At 73.6% G+C, this 20071-nt stretch carries 19 protein-coding genes; 12 read left to right on the forward strand and 7 right to left on the reverse strand.

Annotated features, from left to right (window positions below; genetic code table 11):
* Window positions 1-27: 27 nt before the first annotated feature.
* Genes ACFC02_RS05150 through ACFC02_RS05165 form a run of 4 tightly spaced genes read left to right on the forward strand, consistent with a single transcriptional unit; the run spans window position 28 to window position 5592 of the window.
* A complete protein-coding gene (locus tag ACFC02_RS05150) occupies window positions 28-1560 on the forward strand; it encodes a GMC family oxidoreductase (protein ID WP_376352371.1) in 1533 nt (510 codons plus the stop codon).
* Window positions 1557-2681, forward strand: coding sequence for a glycine betaine/L-proline ABC transporter ATP-binding protein (locus ACFC02_RS05155; protein ID WP_376352374.1), 1125 nt, complete (start codon window positions 1557-1559; stop codon window positions 2679-2681). The genes ACFC02_RS05150 and ACFC02_RS05155 overlap by 4 nt, the downstream gene beginning before the upstream one ends.
* The gene (locus ACFC02_RS05160; protein ID WP_376352377.1) at window positions 2681-4636 is read left to right on the forward strand and encodes an ABC transporter permease; all 1956 of its coding nucleotides are present in this window, start codon (window positions 2681-2683) and stop codon (window positions 4634-4636) included. The genes ACFC02_RS05155 and ACFC02_RS05160 overlap by 1 nt, the downstream gene beginning before the upstream one ends.
* Complete coding sequence (locus ACFC02_RS05165; protein WP_376352380.1) at window positions 4633-5592, forward strand: ABC transporter substrate-binding protein; 960 nt, start codon at window positions 4633-4635, stop codon at window positions 5590-5592. Before ACFC02_RS05160 ends, ACFC02_RS05165 begins: the two co-directional genes overlap by 4 nt.
* Before the next feature lie 6 nt (window positions 5593-5598).
* Here ACFC02_RS05165 and ACFC02_RS05170 read toward each other — a convergent pair whose 3' ends face one another.
* From ACFC02_RS05170 to ACFC02_RS05180, 3 genes are read right to left on the reverse strand one after another with little or no spacing between them, the layout of a single operon-like run.
* Entirely contained in the window at window positions 5599-6345 is a 747-nt protein-coding gene (locus ACFC02_RS05170; protein ID WP_376352383.1) for an isocitrate lyase/phosphoenolpyruvate mutase family protein, read from the reverse strand.
* Window positions 6342-6785 carry a carboxymuconolactone decarboxylase family protein gene (locus ACFC02_RS05175; RefSeq protein WP_376352386.1) on the reverse strand — a complete coding sequence of 148 codons (444 nt, stop codon included), beginning with the start codon at window positions 6783-6785 and terminating at the stop codon, window positions 6342-6344. The genes ACFC02_RS05170 and ACFC02_RS05175 overlap by 4 nt, the downstream gene beginning before the upstream one ends.
* Window positions 6782-7282 carry a carboxymuconolactone decarboxylase family protein gene (locus tag ACFC02_RS05180; RefSeq protein ID WP_376352389.1) on the reverse strand — a complete coding sequence of 167 codons (501 nt, stop codon included), beginning with the start codon at window positions 7280-7282 and terminating at the stop codon, window positions 6782-6784. Before ACFC02_RS05180 ends, ACFC02_RS05175 begins: the two co-directional genes overlap by 4 nt.
* Before the next feature lie 46 nt (window positions 7283-7328).
* Here ACFC02_RS05180 and ACFC02_RS05185 point away from each other — a divergent pair, with 46 nt between their 5' ends.
* The gene (locus tag ACFC02_RS05185; protein ID WP_376352391.1) at window positions 7329-8717 is read left to right on the forward strand and encodes a PLP-dependent aminotransferase family protein; all 1389 of its coding nucleotides are present in this window, start codon (window positions 7329-7331) and stop codon (window positions 8715-8717) included.
* 342 nt (window positions 8718-9059) lie between these two features.
* On the opposite strand, the gene ACFC02_RS05190 is transcribed toward ACFC02_RS05185, so the two are convergent.
* The gene (locus ACFC02_RS05190; protein ID WP_376352547.1) at window positions 9060-9926 is read right to left on the reverse strand and encodes a hypothetical protein; all 867 of its coding nucleotides are present in this window, start codon (window positions 9924-9926) and stop codon (window positions 9060-9062) included.
* 200 nt (window positions 9927-10126) lie between these two features.
* Here ACFC02_RS05190 and ACFC02_RS05195 point away from each other — a divergent pair, with 200 nt between their 5' ends.
* Both ACFC02_RS05195 and ACFC02_RS05200 read left to right on the forward strand, forming a co-directional pair.
* Window positions 10127-10477: a hypothetical protein gene (locus ACFC02_RS05195; RefSeq protein WP_376352394.1), complete on the forward strand. Its 351-nt coding sequence runs from the start codon at window positions 10127-10129 to the stop codon at window positions 10475-10477.
* A gap of 8 nt (window positions 10478-10485) precedes the next feature.
* Entirely contained in the window at window positions 10486-11709 is a 1224-nt protein-coding gene (locus tag ACFC02_RS05200; protein ID WP_376352397.1) for a glutathionylspermidine synthase family protein, read from the forward strand.
* A 47-nt stretch (window positions 11710-11756) separates the two neighbouring features.
* Here the strand turns inward: ACFC02_RS05200 and ACFC02_RS05205 are convergent, their stop codons facing one another.
* Window positions 11757-12509 carry a MerR family transcriptional regulator gene (locus tag ACFC02_RS05205; protein ID WP_376352400.1) on the reverse strand — a complete coding sequence of 251 codons (753 nt, stop codon included), beginning with the start codon at window positions 12507-12509 and terminating at the stop codon, window positions 11757-11759.
* A 226-nt stretch (window positions 12510-12735) separates the two neighbouring features.
* Between ACFC02_RS05205 and ACFC02_RS05210 the strand changes: the two genes are divergently transcribed.
* From ACFC02_RS05210 to ACFC02_RS05225, 4 genes are all read left to right on the forward strand, one after another.
* Entirely contained in the window at window positions 12736-12933 is a 198-nt protein-coding gene (locus tag ACFC02_RS05210) for a hypothetical protein (RefSeq protein ID WP_376352403.1), read from the forward strand.
* A 388-nt stretch (window positions 12934-13321) separates the two neighbouring features.
* Window positions 13322-14767 (forward strand): glycine hydroxymethyltransferase, encoded by a 1446-nt coding sequence (locus ACFC02_RS05215; protein WP_376352405.1) that lies wholly within the window; start codon window positions 13322-13324, stop codon window positions 14765-14767.
* A gap of 220 nt (window positions 14768-14987) precedes the next feature.
* Window positions 14988-16001 (forward strand): tryptophan--tRNA ligase, encoded by a 1014-nt coding sequence (gene trpS / locus ACFC02_RS05220; RefSeq protein WP_376352407.1) that lies wholly within the window; start codon window positions 14988-14990, stop codon window positions 15999-16001.
* Between the two features lie 269 nt (window positions 16002-16270).
* The gene (locus ACFC02_RS05225) at window positions 16271-16852 is read left to right on the forward strand and encodes a 2'-5' RNA ligase family protein (protein WP_376352409.1); all 582 of its coding nucleotides are present in this window, start codon (window positions 16271-16273) and stop codon (window positions 16850-16852) included.
* A 56-nt stretch (window positions 16853-16908) separates the two neighbouring features.
* On the opposite strand, the gene ACFC02_RS05230 is transcribed toward ACFC02_RS05225, so the two are convergent.
* Complete coding sequence (locus ACFC02_RS05230) at window positions 16909-17697, reverse strand: SDR family NAD(P)-dependent oxidoreductase (RefSeq protein WP_376352550.1); 789 nt, start codon at window positions 17695-17697, stop codon at window positions 16909-16911.
* Between the two features lie 137 nt (window positions 17698-17834).
* Between ACFC02_RS05230 and ACFC02_RS05235 the strand changes: the two genes are divergently transcribed.
* Window positions 17835-18779: a YihY/virulence factor BrkB family protein gene (locus ACFC02_RS05235; RefSeq protein WP_376352412.1), complete on the forward strand. Its 945-nt coding sequence runs from the start codon at window positions 17835-17837 to the stop codon at window positions 18777-18779.
* Here ACFC02_RS05235 and ACFC02_RS05240 read toward each other — a convergent pair.
* Complete coding sequence (locus tag ACFC02_RS05240; RefSeq protein WP_376352415.1) at window positions 18754-20022, reverse strand: D-alanyl-D-alanine carboxypeptidase family protein; 1269 nt, start codon at window positions 20020-20022, stop codon at window positions 18754-18756. The two genes, ACFC02_RS05235 and ACFC02_RS05240, sit on opposite strands and share 26 nt — an antisense overlap.
* Window positions 20023-20071: the final 49 nt, after the last annotated feature.

Below are 20071 nucleotides of genomic sequence, written 5' to 3' on the forward strand. Positions count from 1 at the left end.
CCCCATCCCCCCTGGAGTAACCACCCCATGCCCGACGACACCCACGAGTTCGACTACGTCGTGATCGGCGGCGGCACGGCCGGTTCCGTCATCGCCTCCCGCCTCACCGAGAACCCCGGCGTCACCGTCGCCGTCATCGAGGGCGGCCCCAGCGACGTGGACCGCGAGGACGTCCTCACCCTGCGCCGCTGGATGGGCCTGCTCGGCGGTGAACTGGACTACGACTACCCGACCACCGAGCAGCCGCGCGGCAACTCCCACATCCGGCACAGCCGCGCCCGCGTGCTCGGCGGCTGCTCCTCCCACAACACCCTCATCGCCTTCAAGCCGCTGCCGTCGGACTGGGACGAGTGGGAGGAGGCCGGCGCCAAGGGCTGGGGCGCGGTCCCGATGGAGGCGTACTTCGCCCGCCTGAAGAACAACATCGTCCCGGTCGACGCGAAGGACCGCAACGCCATCGCCCGCGACTTCGTCGACGCGGCGCGGACCGCCATCGGCGTCCCGCGGGTGGAGGGGTTCAACAAGAAGCCCTTCCACGAGGGCGTCGGCTTCTTCGACCTCGCCTACCACCCGGAGGACAACAAGCGCTCCAGCGCCTCCGTGGCGTACCTGCACCCGGTGATGGACGAGCGCGCCAACCTGACGATCCTGCTGGAGACCTGGGCGTACCGGCTGGAGCTGGACGGCACCCGGGCGCAGGGCGTCCACGTGCGCACCAAGGACGGCGAGGAAGTGCTCGTCCGGGCCCGCCGCGAGGTCGTGCTGTGCGCGGGTGCCGTCGACTCGCCGCGGCTGCTGCTGCACTCCGGCATCGGCCCGCGCGCGGACCTGGAGGCGCTCGGCATACCCGTCGCGCACGACCTGCCGGGCGTCGGCGAGAACCTGCTCGACCACCCCGAGTCGGTGATCGTCTGGGAGACCGAGGGCCCCATCCCGGAGAACTCCGCGATGGACTCCGACGCCGGCCTCTTCGTGCGCCGCGACCCGGGCCACGCGGGCCCGGACCTGATGTTCCACTTCTACCAGATCCCGTTCACCGACAACCCCGAGCGGCTCGGCTACGAACGGCCCGCCCACGGCGTCTCGATGACCCCGAACATCCCCAAGCCGAGGAGCCGGGGCAGGCTGTACCTCACCAGCGCCGACCCGTCCGTCAAACCGGCCCTGGACTTCCGCTACTTCACCGACGAGGACGACTACGACGGCCGTACCCTCGTCGACGGCATCCGCATCGCCCGCGAGATCGCGAGGACGCAGCCGCTGGCCGGCTGGCTCAAGCGCGAGGTGTGCCCCGGCCCCGAGGTGCTGGGCGACGCCGAACTGAGCGAGTACGCCCGCAAGGCCGCCCACACCGTCTACCACCCGGCGGGCACCTGCCGCATCGGCGCCGCCGACGACCACCTCGCCGTCGTCGACCCCGAGCTGCGCGTCCGCGGCCTGGACGGCCTCCGGATCGCCGACGCCTCCGTCTTCCCGGCCATGCCCGCCGTGAACCCGATGATCGGGGTGCTCATGGTCGGGGAGAAGGCCGTCGACCTGATCGGGGGCGAGCGCCCGTGACGCTCACGGTCCCCACCCGCAAACCCCCCACCGGTGACGGCGCCCGGCCCGTCTTCTCCGTCGACGGCCTGTGGAAGGTCTTCGGCCCCCGCGCCGGTCAGGTCCCGGCGGACCCCGAACTCAGCGCCCTCGGCGCCGCCGAACTGCGCGCCCGCACCGGCTGCACGGCCGCCGTGCGGGACGTCGGCTTCGACGTGCGGGCGGGCGAGGTCTTCGTCGTCATGGGCCTGTCCGGCTCCGGCAAGTCCACGCTCGTACGCTGCCTGACCCGGCTGATCGAGCCGACGGCCGGCACCATCGCCATCGACGGCGAGGACGTACGCGCGATGGACCGCGACCGGCTGCGCGCCCTGCGCCGGCACCGCGCCGCGATGGTCTTCCAGCACTTCGGCCTGCTCCCGCACCGCACCGTCCTCGACAACGTCGCCTACGGCCTGGAGATCCAGGGCGTACGCAGGGCCGAACGCCGCGAGAAGGCCGCCCGGATGGTCGCCAAGGTCGGCCTGGAGGGCATGGAACAGCGCCGCCCGGGCCAGCTGTCCGGCGGCCAGCGCCAGCGCGTCGGCCTGGCCCGAGCGCTCGCCGTGGACCCCGAGGTACTGCTCTTCGACGAGCCGTTCAGCGCGCTGGACCCGCTCATCCGGCGGGACATGCAGGAGGAGGTGATCCGCCTGCACCAGGAGGAGGGCCGCACGATGGTCTTCATCACCCACGACCTGACCGAGGCCCTCCGGCTCGGCGACCGCATCGCCCTCATGCGCGACGGCCGCATCGTGCAGCTCGGCACCCCCGAGGAGATCGTCGGCTCCCCGGCCGACGACTACGTCCGCGAGTTCGTCCGCGACGTCCCGCGCGAACAGGTGATGACGGTGCGCCGGGCCATGCGCCCGGCCCCGGCCGGGGAGGCGGGCAGCGGTCCGGCCGTGCCGCCCCAGGCCACGGTCGCCGAGGCCATCGAGGCGGTGGCACGTTCCGGCGCCCCGGCCCGGGTGATGGACCAGGGCCGGTGCGTGGGCCTGGTCGACTCCGAGGCCCTGCTCAACGTGGTCGCGGGCGTCACCCCGGACGGGAACGGGCGCGCCACCCCGCCCCCGGCGGCACCCGGACCGGAGGCCGTCTGATGGCCACGATCACCGCACCGGCCGCCGTGCGCCGCACCCTCCCCGCCGTCCTGCGCCACCGTGCCGTGCGCAAGCTGGTGCTCCTGGCCGCCCTCGCCGCCGTCCTCGGCCCGACGGCCGAGGCCCACTGGAGCGGCGCGGCCTGGCCCCACGCGCTCACCGTCGACCTCACCCGGCCCCTCACCGCTGCCAGCGGCTGGATCATCGACAACCGCGACACCCACCCCCTCTTCCTCTACTTCTTCGGCTACATCAGCAACGCGGTCGTCCTCTCCGTACGCGCCGTGTACCTCTTCCTCCTCACCGCGGGCTGGGCAGGCGTCACCGCGCTCGCCGCGGCCGTCGCCTGGCGCGCGGCCGGTGCCCGCCTCGCGTTCGGCACGGCGGTGGCGTTCCTCGCCTGCGGCCTGCTCGGCATGTGGGTGCCGACCATGCAGACCCTCGCCCTGATGGTGGTCGCCGTGCTCGCCTCGGTGGCCGTCGGCGCGCTGCTAGGCCTCGCCGCGGGCCTGTCCGCCCGGATGGACCGCGTCCTGCGCCCGGTCCTCGACACCATGCAGGTGCTCCCGGCGTTCGCCTACCTCCTCCCCGTCGTCCTGGTGTTCGGCATCGGCGTCCCCGCCGCCGTCCTCGCCACGGTCGTCTACGCCGCCCCGCCCATGGCCCGCCTCACCGCGCTCGGCCTGCGCGGCGCCGACGCCGAGGTGCTGGAGGCCGTCGACTCGCTCGGCGCCACGCCGCGCCAGCGCCTGCTGACCGCCCGCCTCCCGCTGGCCCGCGGGGAACTCCTCCTCGGCCTCAACCAGACGATCATGATGGCGCTGTCCATGGCCGTCATCGCCTCGGTCATCGGCGCCGGCGGCCTCGGCGACCGCGTCTACCAGGCGCTCGCCTCCGTCGACGTGGGCGCCGCCCTGGCCGCGGGCATCCCCATCGTGCTGCTGGCCGTCGTACTGGACCGGGTGACCGCCGCGGCGGGGGAGCGGCCGGGCCAAGACCGGCCCGCCGCCCGCCCCTGGCTGCCCGCCGCCGCGGCCGCCGCGGTCACCGTGGCCGTGGCGCTGGCCGCACGTCTCGCGGGCCGCGCCGACTGGCCCACCGGCTGGAGCGTGGACATCGCCCCACCGGTCGACCGGGCCGTCGACTGGATGACCGCCCACCTGTACTCCGGCGTCCCCTACCTCGGCGGCACCGCCGACTGGGCGGGCCACTTCACCACCTGGGTGCTCGACCCGGTCCGCTCCTCACTCCAGTGGCTGCCCTGGTGGTCGGTGCTGTTCGCCGTGGCCGCCCTGTCCTGGCTGATCGGCACCTGGCGCACCGCGCTGACCGCCGTGGGCGCCATGGCCGCGATCGGCGTGCTCGGCGTGTGGAACCCGTCCCTGGACACGCTCTCCCAGGTACTCGCGGCCGTCGCCGTCACCCTCGTCCTCGGGTTCGCGACCGGTATCGCCGCCGCCCGCAGCGACCGCTTCGAACGGCTGCTGCGCCCGGTCCTGGACGTCTTCCAGACGATGCCGCAGTTCGTGTACCTGATCCCGGTCGTCGCGCTGTTCGGCGTGGGCCGCGCGCCCGCCGTCGCCGCGGCCGTCGTCTACGCCCTGCCCGCCGTCGTCCGGATCACCGCGCAGGGCCTGCGCCAGGTCGACCCGGCGGCCCTGGAGGCGGCCCGCTCGCTGGGCGCGACCAGCGGGCAGCAACTGCGCCAGGTGCAGCTCCCGCTGTCCCGCCCGGCGCTGCTCCTCGCCGTCAACCAGGGCGTCGTCCTCGTCCTCGCGGTGGTCATCATCGGCGGCCTGGTCGGCAGCGGCGCGCTCGGCTACCAGGTCGTCTACGGCCTCGCCCAGGGCGACCTGGCGACCGGCCTGGTCGCGGGCGCCGCCATCGTCTGCCTCGGCCTGATGCTCGACCGGGTGACGCAGCCGACCGGCCGCCGCACGAAGGAGGGAGCATGATCACCGTGCGCCGTACCACCCTCACCGCCGCCGTGGCCGCCCTGGCGCTGACCTGCGGCTGCGGTGCCGCCGACATGACCCGGCAGGCCTCGCCGTTCGCGGGCGCCCAGGGGGCGAAGACCGTGACCCTGTCCGTGCAGTCCTGGGTCGGCGCCCAGGCCGACGTGGCCGTGGCGCAGTACCTGCTCGAACACGAGCTGGGCTACCGCGTCGACACCGTCCAGGTCGACGAGGTCCCCGCCTGGGACGCGCTCAGCCAGGGCCGGGTCGACGCCATCCTGGAGGACTGGGGCCACCCGGAGCAGGAGAAGCGGTACGTCCAGGACAAGGGGACCATCGCGCCCGGCGGCGACCTGGGCGTGAGCGGGCACATCGGCTGGTTCGTGCCGACGTACCTGGCCAAGCAGCACCCCGACATCACCGACTGGCGCAACCTGGACAAGTACGCCCCCCTGTTCCGCACCGCGGAGAGCGGCGGCAAGGGCCAGCTCCTGGACGGCTCCCCGTCCTACGTCACCAACGACAAGGCGCTGGTGAAGAACCTGAAGCTGGACTACCAGGTCGTCTTCGCCGGTTCCGAGGCGGCGCAGATCACCCAGATCAAGCAGTTCGCCAAGGAGAAGAAGCCCTTCCTGACGTACTGGTACGCGCCCCAGTGGCTGTTCGAGAAGGTCCCGATGACGGAGGTGAGGCTGCCGCCGTACCGGGAGGGCTGCGACGCGGACGCGGCGAAGGTCGCCTGCGCCTACCCGCGCACCCCGCTGCAGAAGTACCTCAACGCCGAATTCTCGAAGTCGGGCGGCAGGGCGGCGGCGTTCCTGAAGAAGTTCAAGTGGACGACACAGGACCAGAACGAGGTCTCCTTGATGATCGCCGACCAGAAGACGGCCCCGGACCAGGCGGCGAAGAAGTGGGTGGACAGCCACCCCGCGGTGTGGCGGAAGTGGCTGTCCTGAGCCCCTTCAGCCGAGCCCGGCCTGACCGGCCGCCCCGGTCAGCCCCTCCGCGATCGCCCGCAGTGCCTGCGCGGCCCGCCGCTGCAACCCCGGCCCGAAGGTGATCCGGGTGGCCCCGAGCCCGCCCAGCTCCGCGGGCGAGGGGCCGCCGCCGTCCAGCGGGGCCAGCACGTTCAGCGGGCCCTGGATCCCGGCCCGCAGCAGAGGCAGCACCTCCACCGGGGCGCGGATCGGATACACGCAGTCCGCGCCCGCGGCCACGTACAACGCCGCCCGGCGGACGGCCTGTCCGGGATCGCCGTCGCCGTGCGTGAACGTGTCGACGCGGGCGTTGAGGAACAGCCGGTCACCGGCGGCCGCACGGACCTCGGCGAGGAACTCCGCCTGCTCGCCGGGGTCCTTGAGGACACCCCCGTCGGAGTCCTCGATGTTGCAGCCCACGGCGCCGGCCTCCAGCAGCCGCTCCACCAGCTCCCTCGCCGGGAGCCCGTACCCTGCCTCGACGTCGGCCGACACCGGGACGTCCACCGCCCGCGCGATGCGCGTCACGGCGGCGAACATCTCCTCCACCGGCGTGGACCCGTCCTCGTGCCCGAGGGAGGCGGCGACGCCCGCGCTGGGCGTGGCGAGCGCCGGGAACCCCGCCTGCGCGAACACCCGGGCGCTGGCCGCGTCCCAGGGGCCCGGCAGGACCAGCGGATCACCGGGCGGGCGCCCGTGGTGCAGGGCGCGGAAGACGGCGGAACCGCTCATGACCCGAGGCCTCCCGGCGGTACGCGGCGGGTGACCATCAGGCGGTTCCAGCCGTTGATGACGGTGATCAGGGCGATGAGATGGGCGAGTTCCGCCTCCTCGAAGTGCGCGGCGGCCTCCTCGTACACCGCGTCCGGCACGAAGCCGTCGGTGAGGACGGTCACCGCCTCGGTCAGCGCCAGCGCGGCACGCTCCCGCGCGGTGTAGAGGTCCTCGGTCTCCTCCCAGGCGTCGAGGAGCTGGAGACGGTCCTCCGACTCGCCGTCCTTCCGGGCGGCCCGCAGGTGCATGTCCAGGCAGAAGGCGCAGTGGTTGATCTGCGAGGCCCGGATCATGACCAGTTCGGCGAGGACCGGGTCACCCAGCCCCTTCTTCGCCGCCGCGCTCAGCGCGGACATCGCCTGGAACACCTGCGGGTCCAGGAAGCGGGAACGGTTCACTTGTGCTGCCCCGGCTGGTAGTGGCCCGGCGCCATGCGGGTGGTCACGCCGAACCGGTTCCAGGCGTTGATCACCGCGATCGCGGCGATCAGCTGGGCCAGTTCGGCCTCCTCGAAGTGCGCGGCGGCCTTCTCGTACACCGCGTCCGGCACGAAGCCGTCGGTCAGGACGGTGACCGCCTCCGTCAGCTCGATGGCGGCCAGCTCCTTGTCGGTGTAGAAGTGCCGCGACTCCGCCCACGCGCTGAGCTGCACGATCCGCTCGACGCTCTCGCCCGCCGCGAGCGCGTCCTTGGTGTGCATGTCCAGGCAGAAGCCGCAGTGGTTGATCTGCGACGCCCGGATCTTCACCAGCTCCAGCAGCCGGGGCTCCAGCCCCTGCGTGGCGGCGGTGTCCAGGCGGATCATGGCCTTGTAGACCTCGGGGGCGTGCCGGGCCCAGGGCATCCGGGGCGCCTGTTCGGCGGCGTACTCGACGGTTTCCTCAGCAGTGGTCATGCCCTCGACCCTAGGCGGGAAGCGTCCCAGTAGTATGGTCCATTCCATGGCGAGAACGTGGGCCACTCTGGGCATCGACCTCCACCTGGAACCGGCCGGCGGCGGGGTGCGCCGCGGGCTGACCGACGCCCTGCGCGAAGCCGTCCGCACCGGCCGCCTCGCCCCCGGCACCCGGCTCCCCTCCTCCCGCAGCCTCGCCGCAGACCTGGGCCTCGCCCGCAACACGGTCGCCGACGCCTACGCCGACCTCGTCGCCGAGGGCTGGCTCACCGCCCGCCAGGGGTCGGGCACGCACGTCGCCGACCGGGCACCGGCCGCCCCGCCCACCGGGGCCCCCGGCCCGCGCCGCGCACCCCACCGCCCCCTGCACGACCTGCGCCCCGGCAGCCCGGACCTGGCCTCCTTCCCCCGCGCCGAGTGGCTCAAGGCCGCGCGCCGTGCGCTGACCGCGGCCCCCCACCACGCCCTCGGCTACGGCGACCCGCGCGGCCGCCCGGAACTGCGCACCGCCCTCGCCGGCTACCTCGCCCGGGTGCGCGGGGTGCGGACCGCACTGGAGAACATCCTGGTGTGCGCGGGGTTCGCACACGGTCTGCGGATCCTCGGCGAGGTGCTGCGCGAACGCGGGACGACCACGGTCGCCGTCGAGTCCTACGGCCTCGACCTGCACTGGGACCTCCTGACCCGGGCCGGGCTGCGCACCCGCCCGCTGCCCTTGGACGAACGCGGCACCGTCACCGGCGTGGACGCGGACACCGGGGCGGTCCTGCTCACGCCCTCGCACCAGTTCCCGATGGGCGTCGCCCTGCCGCCGGACCGGCGCGCGGCCGTCACCGACTGGGCGCGCCGCACCGGCGGCCTGATCCTGGAGGACGACTACGACGGCGAGTTCCGCTACGACCGCCAGCCCGTCGGCGCGCTCCAAGGGCTCCTGCCCGACCACGTCGTCTACCTCGGCACCGCCAGCAAGTCCCTGGCCCCCGGTCTGCGCCTGGCCTGGATGGTGCTGCCGCCGCCCCTGGCGGAGGCGGTGGCCGGCGCCAAGGGCCAGGCCGAGGTCTGCGGCGTCCTCGACCAGCTGACCCTGGCGGAGTTCATCACCTCCGGCGCCTACGACCGCCATGTGCGCGCCGCCCGCCTGCGCTACCGCCGCCGCCGTGACGCCCTGGTCGAGGCGCTGGCCGCCGAGGCCCCCACCGTCCGCCCCACGGGCATCGCCGCCGGCCTGCACGCCGTCCTGCGCCTGCCCCCGGGCACCGAACAGGCCGTGGTCCAGGCAGCCGCCTGGCAGGACCTCGCGCTCTACGGCCTCACCCGCTTCCGCCACGAGGCGGCCACCGGGCCCGCGGTGGACGCCCTGGTCGTCGGCTACGCCACCCCACCTGACCACGCCTGGCCGGCGGCCCTGGCCGCACTGTGCCGGGCCCTGCCCTGAACACTGCGCGGACCCGGCTGCCGAGCGAGCGGGCTGGGTGCCACGTGGGGGGCCCGGCTCGAGAGCGTGCGCGGGCCGCCCGCGTTGGGCACCTGGGCACGCGAGCGGGCCCGGGCCCCCGCCTCGGGCTCCCGCCTCGGGCTCCCGGCGCGGGCCCCCGCCTCGGGCTCCCGGCGCGGGAGCGGGCCCGGGCCGCCCGTGCGCCTGCCGCAAGCCTGGTCCGGCCATACCGCGCCCCTCGCCCCGCGCGCCGGTCCCGTGACGAGGCTCGGGCCGCCTGCGTCGCGAGGCCGCTGAGGGGCGCCCCCGGGCGCCTGCCGTACGAGCCTGCTTCGGGCGGGCTCAGACCGACCCGGCGGTCTCCTCCTCCGCCGCTTCCTCCACCGGTGCCTCCCCGAACCGGGCCAGCGCGAGCGCCCCGGCGACCGCCACCGCGAAGCCGAGCACCGCCAGCCACGCCAGGCCGTCCCGGGTGCGGTCCCCGAGCCACACCACGCCGACCGCCGCCGGGCCGATCGTCTCGCCGATGACCAGGCCGGCGGTGGCCGTCGTCACCGAGCCGCGCTGAAGGGCCGAGGTGAGCAGCAGGAACGCGGCGCCGCCGCCCAGGACGAGGGCGTACGTCGCCGGGTTGGTGAACAGCGTCAACGGGGCGAGCGAGTCGATCAGCCGTACCGTCACCTCGACCACGCCGAAACCGAGGCCCGCACCCAGGCCGAGCAGCAGCGCCCGCCCCCGTTCGGGCAGGCGTCCGGCCACCGCGCCCAGGGCCAGCACGGCCAGCCCGGCCGCGAGCATCGCCCACTTCAGGGCGGCCGAACCGGCCTGGTGGCCCTCGGCGCCCGACGCCAGCCCGAGCATCCCGAGGCCCGCGCAGACCACGCCCACCGCGGCCCACTCCGTGCCGCTCAGCCGCACCCGCAGCAGCCGGGCCGCCACCACCGCCGTCACCGCCAGGCTGGAGGCCAGCGCGGCGCCCACGGCGTAGATCGGCAGGGACCGCAGGGCCACGATCTGAAGGACGAATCCCAGGCCGTCCAGGCCCAGGCCCAGCAGGTACCGCCACTGCCGCAGCGCCCGCAGCAGCAGCGCCGCGTCCCCGCCCGCACCCGTCCCTCCGCCGCCCGAACCGGCCGCTGCCCGGGCGGCGACCGCCTGGAACACCGTCGCCGTACCGAAACACACCGCCGCGCCGAGCGCGCACACCATTCCAAAGAGCACGAAGTGACTGTAGGCGAGCGGAGGGGGCGGGGCTGCCCGCACCGGTGTTCTCACCGCTCTCTAGGCTGGCCGACGCGAATGTCAGGAACCGGCCAACGGAACCTGGCCGCCGGGCGACCGCACCACGGACAATCGCACGGCAGCGGCAGCGGCAGCGGCAGCGGCAACGACAACGGGGAGACAGGGACATGGCGGACACACGTCGGCGACTTCGTTCGGGCACGGTCGTACTCGGTGGCATGGGGCTGCTCGCCGCCGCGCTCACCTCCTGCTCCTCCGACCCGGACAAGCGGTGCGTCGACCGTGACAGTTACTCCCTGTCCAAGGGCTACCGGGTCGTCTCCGACAAGAACTGCAAGTCCACCAAGTCCTCCTACGGCGGCGCCTGGTACTACGGGGGCAAGAAGAGCGGCGGCTGGGTCCAGGGCGGCTCGTTCACCAAGCCGCGCAAGGGCTCCGGCGGCTCCGGGTCCGGCGGCAGCCACGGCGGCGTCGACCGCGGCGGCTTCGGCGGCGGCCACGGCAAGTCCGGCGGCTGAGGCCGGACATGGAGCGCCGCACCCTCGAACCCCGGCCCGGCTGGCAGCAGACCGTCGAGGCGCAGGGGCTGATCTACCCGCTCACCCTCCCGGCGGACTTCGAGGCCGCCCGGGCCGCGGGAACCCCCGTCCCCGACGACGCCTGGGTGCCCTACTGGGACGAGAGCGCCTGCTACGTCTTCTCGCTCCCCGAGGTGGAGGCGCTGGAGGACGTCGTCGAGGAACTGCACCGCATGTGCCTGGCCGCGGCCGGACACATCGTCGCCACCGGCCGTTTCGCGGACCTCGGCATCACCGACCCGCGGGTCGCCGACGCCGTCGCCGAGGCCTGGCGGCGCCGCGCCGAACTCCCCTCCGTCTACGGCCGCTTCGACCTCCGCTACGACGGCTCGGGACCGGCCAAGCTGCTGGAGTACAACGCGGACACGCCCACCTCCCTGGTCGAGGCCGCCTCGCCCCAGTGGTTCTGGATGGAGGACCGCTTCCCCGGCGCCGACCAGTGGAACTCGCTGCACGACCGCCTCGTCGCCGCCTGGCGGAAACAGGCCCGCCTGCTGCCGCCGGGCAGCCCGCTGCACTTCGCGCACTCCGCCGAGGACGAACTCGGCGAGGACCTGATGACGGTCGCCTACCTGAAGGAGACCGCCGAGCAGGCCGGCCTGGCCACCGAGTGGACCTCCGTGGAGGAGATCGGCTGGGACCCGCTGTCCGGCCGCTTCGTGGACAACGGCCTGCGGTTCATCCGCAGCATCTTCAAGCTCTACCCGTGGGAGTGGCTGACCACCGACCGCTTCGCCGGTCACGTCCTGGACACCCTCGACAACGGCGGCGGCACCGGCTCCACCCTGTGGATCGAGCCCGCCTGGAAGATGCTGCTGAGCAACAAGGCGCTGCTGGCGATCCTCTGGGAGCTGTACCCCGGCCACCCCAACCTCCTCCCCGCCTACCTCGACGGCCCCCGCGAACTGGCGGACTCCGCCGGCTACGTCGCCAAACCGCTGCTCGGCCGCGAGGGCGCGGGAGTGACCCTGCACGCGCCGGGCGCCGCTCCGGTCCTGCGCGACGAGGCCTGCTGCTACCAGGCCCTCGCCCCGCTGCCCGCCTTCGACGGCAACCACGTCGTCCTCGGCGCCTGGGTCGTCGAGGACGAGTCCGCCGGGCTCGGCATCCGCGAGTCGTCCGGCCTGATCACCGACGAGTACGCCCGTTTCGTCCCGCACGTGATCCTCTGACCGTCTCCGGAGCGCTCACCTGAGGCGTCCCGCTCTGGACCCGGCGGTCAGGCGAGGTGGCCGAGGCCGCGCAGGTAGGCGTGCAGGGCGGCGGACGCCGCGAGCCGCCGCAGGCTGCGGCGGTGCAGCTCGTCCTCCCGCGCGGCGAGTTCACCGCGCACCCGCCCGGGATCGCCGGCGGCCCGCAGCTCGGCCAGGACCGTCCCGACGGCGGCGAGCGGGTGCCCGCCCCGGCGCAGCAGCGCCACCATGTGCGCCGCCTGCAGCTCGGGCCCCGGGTAGCGGCGGTAGCCCGTGCCCGGCTCCCGGTCCGGCCGCAGCAGCCCCCGCTCCTCCCACAGGCGCAGCACCGGCGGTTTCACCCCCACGGCGCGGGCGGCCTCCCCGATGCGCGGCGGGCGGCCCCCGGCGGACGGGGCGAAGGAGCCGTCCGCCAGGACGGTCGCCAGGGCCTCGCCCACGGCGGCCAGTTCGGCGCGCTCCCGGTCCAGCCGGGCATGGCTCGCGTCGACGGCGGCGAGTGCCGCCCGCAGGTCCCCCGCGTGGACGGCGCACATGACCGTCCGCGCGGTAGGCCAGCCGTGACCGCCGGCCAGCTCACGGGCCGTGGCCAGGGCGTCGGCGTGCGCGGCGGTGAAGACCCGGTAGCCGGAGGCGGCGCGCCCGACCGGCGGCAGGAGCCCGCTGTCGACGTAGTTGCGGACCTGCTGCACCGACACCCCTGCCGACCGCGCCAGTTCGCCGATCCGCACCCGGCCCTCCACCCGGCCTTCCCTCCGGTCCTCCACTCGGCCTTGCATCAGGCCCCCCCGCCCGGTCCCTGTCTTCCGCCCGGTCCGCCACTCGGCCCTGCCCTCCTGGTTGAGACTTTCCGGGCACTCGTCCCGCCCGAGCAGCGGGGAAGGCGAGCAAAGTCCCCATAAGCACTTGAATGAAACAATGGAGACCACAGAGTCACACAGGCCCGGGCCCCCGCACGCCCGGGCCCCCGCACGCCCGGGCCCCACCCGAGGGGAGGCGACGGACATGAAGTTCGTCCTGGAGGTCACGGTGGACGCCGCGCAGCCGGCCGAGGACAAGGCGCGCGAACTGGGCCGCATCCTGCGGTACTGGGGCGGCAACCTCCACCACTACGCGCTCGTACCCGGTGACGGCTCGACCGTCCACGACTCCGCCCACCAGGAGGTCGGCCACTGGCGCGTCGTCGGCGCCGCCGACGCCTGACATCCATAAGAGCTGCGAACAAAAGTGGGCCCCGGCTGGCGGCGCCCGGCACGCGCCCTCGCCGCGTTGCCGAAAGGCCCTGGTAGCTCCGCTACAAGGACCTCCCGGCGCCTTGCGATCGCACGCACCGGACACCGCCCGCTGATCGGAACCCACTTTTGTTCGCAGCTCTAAAGAGCATCCCCCGCTCGCATGGTGGACGTCGCGGCGTCCCCGGACCGGCCGCCCGGTAGGCTGACCTGCGGGCCGTGACTGGCGCGCAGGTCCCGGGCGTGGTGCCGGGGGCCGAAGATGGGACCGACCATCGGGAAGCGGCCCGAGCAGAAAGTGTGCCGTGCGCCTGGGCCGTACCGTGAACGCCGAACGCCACGTCCGGAGGTCCCCCGACATGTCTGCGCCCCTCTCCAACGAGTCCACCGCCTTCCGTGCCGCCCTCGACGTGATCCGCGCCGTCGAGCCCCGCGTCGCCGACGCCATCGGCCAGGAGGTCACCGACCAGCGCGAGATGCTCAAGCTGATCGCCTCCGAGAACTACGCCTCCCCGGCCACCCTCCTGGCCATGGGCAACTGGTTCAGCGACAAGTACGCCGAGGGGACCATCGGCCGCCGCTTCTACGCCGGCTGCCGCAACGTCGACACCGTCGAGTCGCTGGCCGCCGAGCACGCCAGGGAACTCTTCGGCGCCCGCCACGCCTACGTCCAGCCGCACTCCGGCATCGACGCCAACCTCGTCGCCTTCTGGTCCGTCCTCGCCCAGCGCGTCGAACTGCCCGCCCTGGAGAAGGCCGGCGTCCGCCAGGTCAACGACCTCTCCGACGAGGACTGGGCCGAGCTGCGCCGCGCATTCGGCAACCAGCGCATGCTCGGCATGTCCCTGGACGCCGGCGGCCACCTCACCCACGGCTTCCGCCCGAACATCTCCGGCAAGATGTTCGACCAGCGCTCCTACGGCACCGACCCGGCCACCGGCCTCCTCGACTACGAGGCCCTGCGCGCCACCGCCCGCGAGTTCAAGCCGCTCATCATCGTGGCCGGCTACTCCGCCTACCCCCGTCTCGTGAACTTCCGGATCATGCGGGAGATCGCCGACGAGGTCGGCGCCACGCTCATGGTCGACATGGCCCACTTCGCCGGCCTGGTCGCGGGCAAGGTCCTCACCGGCGACTTCGACCCGGTCCCGCACGCCCAGATCGTCACCACCACCACCCACAAGTCCCTGCGCGGCCCGCGCGGCGGCATGGTCCTGTGCGACGACTCCCTCAAGGACCAGGTCGACCGTGGCTGCCCCATGGTCCTGGGCGGCCCGCTCCCGCACGTCATGGCCGCCAAGGCCGTCGCGCTGGCCGAGGCCCGGCAGCCCTCCTTCCGGGACTACGCCCAGCGCATCGTCGACAACTCCCGCGCCCTGGCCGAGGGCCTGATGCGCCGGGGCGCGACCCTGGTGACCGGCGGCACGGACAACCACCTCAACCTGATCGACGTCGCCTCCTCCTACGGCCTCACCGGCCGCCAGGCCGAGGCCGCGCTGCTCGAATCCGGCATCGTCACCAACCGCAACGCGATCCCCGCCGACCCCAACGGCGCCTGGTACACCTCCGGTGTCCGCATCGGCACGCCGGCCCTGACCACCCGTGGCCTGGGCACCGCCGAGATGGACGAGGTCGCCGGACTGATCGACCGCGTCCTGACGGCCACCGAGCCCGGCACCACCGCCAAGGGCGCGCCCTCCAAGGCCCAGCACGTCCTCGATCCGAAGATCGCGGAGGAGATTGCCCACCGGGCCACGGACCTCGTCGCGGGCTTCCCGCTCTACCCGGAGATCGACCTCGGCTGACCCGGCCCCCACCGGCCGGCCGGCTCCCGTCGGCCGCTGTCAGCTCCCGCCGGTTCCCGTCCCGGCCCTCCCACGGCGGCCCGGCCCCCACGCCGGGCCGCCGCACGCACTGTGTTCCCCGTCTCATCGGCGGCGACCGACGCCTGCGGCTCTCCATCCGGTTCCCACCTGTTTCCGGCCCGTTCCGGATCGGGCACCGTTTCCTGAGAGAATGGTGAGCATGGCCAACGACCGACCTCGCGTGCTCTCCGGAATCCAGCCCACCGCAGGCTCGTTCCACCTCGGCAACTACCTCGGCGCCGTCCGCCAGTGGGTGGCCCTGCAGGAGTCCCACGACGCCTTCTACATGGTCGTCGACCTGCACGCGATCACGGTCCCGCAGGACCCGGCCGAGCTGCGCGCCAACACCCGGCTCGCCGCCGCCCAGCTGCTGGCCGCCGGCCTCGACCCGGAGCGCTGCACGCTCTTCGTCCAGAGCCACGTCCCCGAGCACGCCCAGCTCGCCTGGGTCATGAACTGCCTCACCGGCTTCGGCGAGGCGTCGCGGATGACCCAGTTCAAGGACAAGTCCGCCCGGCAGGGCGCCGACCGGGCCTCCGTCGGCCTGTTCACGTACCCGGTCCTCCAGGTCGCCGACATCCTCCTCTACCAGGCCCACGAGGTCCCGGTGGGCGAGGACCAGCGCCAGCACGTCGAGCTGACCCGCGACCTCGCCGAGCGTTTCAACGGCCGCTTCGGCGAGACCTTCACCGTCCCCTCCGCGTACATCCTCAAGGAGACGGCGAAGATCTACGACCTCCAGGACCCGTCGATCAAGATGAGCAAGTCGGCCTCCACGCCCAAGGGCCTGATCAACCTGCTGGACGACCCGAAGACCACCGCGAAGAAGGTCAGGAGCGCGGTCACCGACACCGACACGGTGATCCGCTTCGACCGGGAGACCAAGCCCGGCGTCAGCAACCTGCTCTCCATCTACTCGACCCTCACCGGCACCGCCGTCGCCACCCTGGAACAGAAGTACGAGGGCAAGGGCTACGGCGCGCTCAAGACGGACCTCGCCGACGTCATGGTCGAGTTCGTGACGCCGTTCCGGGAGCAGACCCAGCAGTACCTGGACGACCCGGAGACGCTGGACTCCATCCTGGCCAAGGGCGCCGAGAAAGCGCGCGCGGTGGCCGCGGAGACCCTCTCCCAGGCGTACGACAGGGTGGGCTTCCTGCCGGCCAAGCACTGAGGCGCACCACCGCTCGCACCCGCGACGGGCAGAGCGCCGCACATCACTGCCGCTGAGCCTGCCCATCGCCGGTCCGTGGTCGTACAGTCGATAGCCGGACGGCCGGGACGAAACGGCCGGGAACGCACGAGAACGCGCAAGACGACGCGAGGCCGCACAAGAACGCGCGAGAACGCACGGACCACGCGGGAACGCCCGAGCGCACGCGAGAACGCAACAGAAGACGAGCCTGCTCGACAGCAGACACCGGCACGACGACAGGAGACGACGTGGGGACCGTAACGATCGGCGTGTCGATCGCGGTCCCGGAGCCCCACGGCAGCCTGCTCCAGGAGCGGCGCGCGGGCTTCGGCGACGCCGCGGCTCACGGTATCCCCACGCACGTCACGCTGCTGCCGCCGACCGAGGTGGACCGCGCCGAGCTGCCGGCCGTCGAGGCCCACCTGACCGAGGTGGCGGCGGCCGGGCGGCCCTTCACGATGCGCCTGTCCGGCACCGACACCTTCCGGCCGCTGTCACCCGTGGTGTACCTGCGGGTCGTCGAGGGCGCCGAGGCGTGCAGCCGGTTGCAGGAGCGGGTCCGCGACGCCTCCGGACCCGTCGCCCGCGAACTCCAGTTCCCCTACCACCCGCACGTCACCGTGGCGCACGGCATCGACGACGCGGCGATGGACCGCGCCTTCGAGGAACTGGCCGGGTACGAGGCCGAGTGGCCGTGCACCGGTTTCGCCCTGCACGAGCAGGGCGCCGACGGGGTGTGGCGCAAACTGCGGGAGTTCTCCTTCGGCGGCCGTACGGTCGTCCCCCCGCAGGCGACCCCCGTGGACCGCGGCACCCTGCCCGCCCGCTAGGCCCTGCCCGCCCGCCAGGCCCTGTCGGACCTCTTCGGCTGCCCCGCCCGGTGGCCCTACAGCGGCAGCCGTCGGTACACCCTGGGTGGCAGATGCCGCAGCGCCGTGGCGACCACGCGCAGGACGCCGGGCACCCACACCGTCTCCGAGCGTCGCCGCAGGCCCAGTTCGACGGCGGTCGCGACCTCCTCGGGCGTGCTCGCCAGCGGCGGCACCGCACGGCCCGCGGTGGCGCCGGACCGTACGAACCCGGGACGTACGACCATGACGTGCACGCCCGTCCCGTGCAGCGCGTGCCCCAGGCCCTCGGTGAAGGTGTCCAGCCCCGCCTTGCTGGAGCCGAAGATGAAGTCGGTGCGGCGGGCCCGCTCGGCGGAGGCGGAGGAGAGGACGACCAGCGAGCCGTGCCCCTGGTTCTGCAGCGCCCGCGCGGTCACCAGGCCGGCGGAGACCGCCCCGGTGTAGTTGGTCTGGGCGACGTACACCGCGTTGAGCGGCTCCCGCTCGTCGTACGCCTGGTCGCCGAGGACGCCGAAGGCGAGCAGCACCATGTCGATGTCGCCCTCCGCGAAGACCTTGCCGAGCACGGCCTCGTGGGCGCCGGGGTCGAGCGCGTCGAAGGCGACGGTGCGCACCTCGGGGCCCAGGGCGCGCAGCCTGGCCGCCGCCTCCTCCAGCGCCGCGGACGGCCGGCCCGCCAGCCACACCGTGCGGGTGCGGCGCGCGACGAGCCGGCGGACGGTGGCCAGCGCGATCTCGGAGGTGCCGCCGAGCACGAGCAGGGAGCGGGGGAGCCGCCCGGCCTCGGCACGGCCGCCGAGGCCGGCCAGGCCCGGGGGCGGCAGGAGACGGCTCGAACGGGGCGGGCGGGGCAGCGGACCCGGGGCATCCTTCACGGCAGACGACTGTATCGTCCGTTTATGGGCGTTCTGTCGTAGAAACGCGGTGTTGACGCGGCCTCTGAGCGGGCACAAGTCCGATCATGGACTGGCTGAAGAACCTCCCCGTGATCGGCCCGTGGCTGGCCCGTCTGATGCGGACGCACGCGTGGCGGTCGTACGAGCGCCTGGACCGGGTGAAGTGGACACGCCTCGCCGCGGCCATGACGTTCGTCAGCTTCATCGCGCTGTTCCCGCTGCTGACGCTGGCCGCCGCGATCGGCACCGCCACCCTCAGCACCAAGCAGCAGCACACGCTCGAAGGCAAGATCGCCCAGCAGTTCCCGGGCCTCGGCGACCAGCTGCACATCACCTCCCTGGCGCAGAACGCCGGCACCGTAGGGATCATCGCGGCTGCCGCCCTGCTGTTCACCGGCATGGGCTGGGTGGGGCAGATGCGCGACTGCCTGCGCGCGGTGTGGGAGCTGCCGGACGCCGAGAAGAACCCGGTCCTGAGCAAGGTGCAGGACGCGGGGATCCTCGTCGGGTTCGGCGGCGCGGTGGTCGTCACGCTCGCCGTCTCCACCGTCGCCTCGGCCGCCGTCGGGTGGACGTCGCGGCAGGTCGGCCTCGGCGAGGACGGCGCGGGCAGCGTGGTGCTGCGCGTCATCGCGTTCGCCGTCGCGGTGCTGGCCGACTTCCTGGTGCTGCTCTACGTCCTGACCCTGCTGCCCGGCGTAGAACCGCCGCGCCGCCGGCTCCTCGTCGCCGCCCTGCTCGGCGCGATCGGCTTCGAACTGCTGAAGCTGCTGCTCAGCGGCTACATCCAGGGAGTGGCGGCCAAGAGCATGTACGGCGCCTTCGGGGTCCCCGTCGCCCTGCTGCTGTGGATCAACTTCACGTCCAAGCTGGTCCTGTACTGCGCGTCCTGGACCGCGACCGGCAGCAAGGCGGAGGCGGGCAGCGAGGCCCGGCCCAAGGACGGTGAGGGGGACGGCGGCGGGGACGGCCCGGACGGCAGGCTCAGGGGCGCGAGCGGCGCCGCATGAGCTCCGGCAGCGGCCAGCGGCGGTTGACCAGGAAGGCGCCCGCCGCGAGCAGCACCAGCACGCCTCCGGCGATCCCCAGGGCGACACCCATGCCGCCGGAGCCGCTCTTGGCGGACGCGCTCGCCCCGGCCCCGGCCGTCCGGCCGCCCACCTGCCCGGGACCCGGGGTCGAGCCCGGCTGCCCGTTGCCCGCCGCGGCGCTCCTGGGTGCCACCAGCGTGCCCACCGGCTGCACCTTGCCGACCGCCTTGAAGCCCCAGTCGAAGAGCCGTCCGGTCTCCCGGTAGACCTCGTCGTGCTCCGTCTTCTGCGGGTTCATCACCGTCACGAGCAGCACCTTGCCGTTGCGTTCGGCGACGCCGGTGAAGGTGTTGCCCGCGTTGGTGGTGTAGCCGTTCTTGACGCCCGCGATGCCCGGGTACACCGAGAGGCCGGGGTCGCCGCTCAGCAGCCGGTTGGTGTTCTGTATCTCGAAGGAACCGCGGGACGTCTTGCCCTTCTTGCCCTTCTTCGTCTCCCCGGGGAACTCGGCCCGCACGGTCGAGCAGTACTCCCGGAAGTCCTTCTTCTGCAGCCCGGAGCGGGCGAACAGGGTGAGGTCGTACGCCGACGACACCTGGCCGGGCGCGTCGTAGCCGTCCGGGCTCACCACGTGCGTGTCGAGCGCCTGGAGGTCCTGGGCGTGCGCGTTCATGTCCTTGACGGTCTGGGGGACGCCGCCGTTCATCGCGGACAGCACGTGCACGGCGTCGTTGCCGGACCGCAGGAAGACGCCGAGCCAGAGGTCGTGGACGGCGTAGGTCTCGTTCTCCTTTATCCCCACCAGGCTGGAGCCTTCGCCCATGCCGGCCAGGTCGCTCGGGGCGACCTTGTGCTTCTGCGTCTTCGGGAACTTGGGCAGGACCGTGTCGGCGAACAGCATCTTCAGGGTGCTGGCGGGGGGCAGCCGCCAGTGCGCGTTGTGCGAGGCGAGCACCTGCCCCGACTCGGCGTCCGCGACGATCCAGGAGCGCCCGGAGAGGTCCTTGGGCAGGACCGGGACGCCGGGGGTCAGGCTGACCTGCGTCCCCGCCTGCCCGAGCCGGGCGCCGCCCACGCCGGACATGTGGGCCGGGGGAGCGGCCGGGGAGCCGGTCTTCAGGGCCGGCGCGGCGAGGGCGGCGGGCGCGGTGAGGGAGGCGGACAACAGGGCGGCGGAGGCGACCAGGACGGAGCGGCGGACGGTCGTGGAGGGTGCGGACACGGTCGGAAACGTACCTGCCCTGTCCACGGGGGCCGGGCCCCGGGCCCCG

The organism is Streptomyces sp. NPDC056160 (assembly GCF_042268205.1).
In the GTDB taxonomy this organism is placed as follows: Bacteria; Actinomycetota; Actinomycetes; order Streptomycetales; family Streptomycetaceae; genus Streptomyces.

Coding starts and splice junctions, on each gene's coding strand:
- ACFC02_RS05165 (WP_376352380.1), top strand. CDS start 4,633: ATGATCACCGTGCGCCGTACCACCCTCACCGCCGCCGTGGCCGCCCTG.
- ACFC02_RS05185 (WP_376352391.1), top strand. CDS start 7,329: ATGGCGAGAACGTGGGCCACTCTGGGCATCGACCTCCACCTGGAACCG.
- ACFC02_RS05195 (WP_376352394.1), top strand. CDS start 10,127: ATGGCGGACACACGTCGGCGACTTCGTTCGGGCACGGTCGTACTCGGT.
- ACFC02_RS05190 (WP_376352547.1), bottom strand. CDS start 9,926: ATGGTGTGCGCGCTCGGCGCGGCGGTGTGTTTCGGTACGGCGACGGTG.
- ACFC02_RS05215 (WP_376352405.1), top strand. CDS start 13,322: ATGTCTGCGCCCCTCTCCAACGAGTCCACCGCCTTCCGTGCCGCCCTC.
- ACFC02_RS05200 (WP_376352397.1), top strand. CDS start 10,486: ATGGAGCGCCGCACCCTCGAACCCCGGCCCGGCTGGCAGCAGACCGTC.
- ACFC02_RS05180 (WP_376352389.1), bottom strand. CDS start 7,282: ATGACCACTGCTGAGGAAACCGTCGAGTACGCCGCCGAACAGGCGCCC.
- ACFC02_RS05210 (WP_376352403.1), top strand. CDS start 12,736: ATGAAGTTCGTCCTGGAGGTCACGGTGGACGCCGCGCAGCCGGCCGAG.
- ACFC02_RS05170 (WP_376352383.1), bottom strand. CDS start 6,345: ATGAGCGGTTCCGCCGTCTTCCGCGCCCTGCACCACGGGCGCCCGCCC.
- trpS (WP_376352407.1), top strand. CDS start 14,988: ATGGCCAACGACCGACCTCGCGTGCTCTCCGGAATCCAGCCCACCGCA.
- ACFC02_RS05150 (WP_376352371.1), top strand. CDS start 28: ATGCCCGACGACACCCACGAGTTCGACTACGTCGTGATCGGCGGCGGC.
- ACFC02_RS05235 (WP_376352412.1), top strand. CDS start 17,835: ATGGACTGGCTGAAGAACCTCCCCGTGATCGGCCCGTGGCTGGCCCGT.
- ACFC02_RS05205 (WP_376352400.1), bottom strand. CDS start 12,509: ATGCAAGGCCGAGTGGAGGACCGGAGGGAAGGCCGGGTGGAGGGCCGG.
- ACFC02_RS05160 (WP_376352377.1), top strand. CDS start 2,681: ATGGCCACGATCACCGCACCGGCCGCCGTGCGCCGCACCCTCCCCGCC.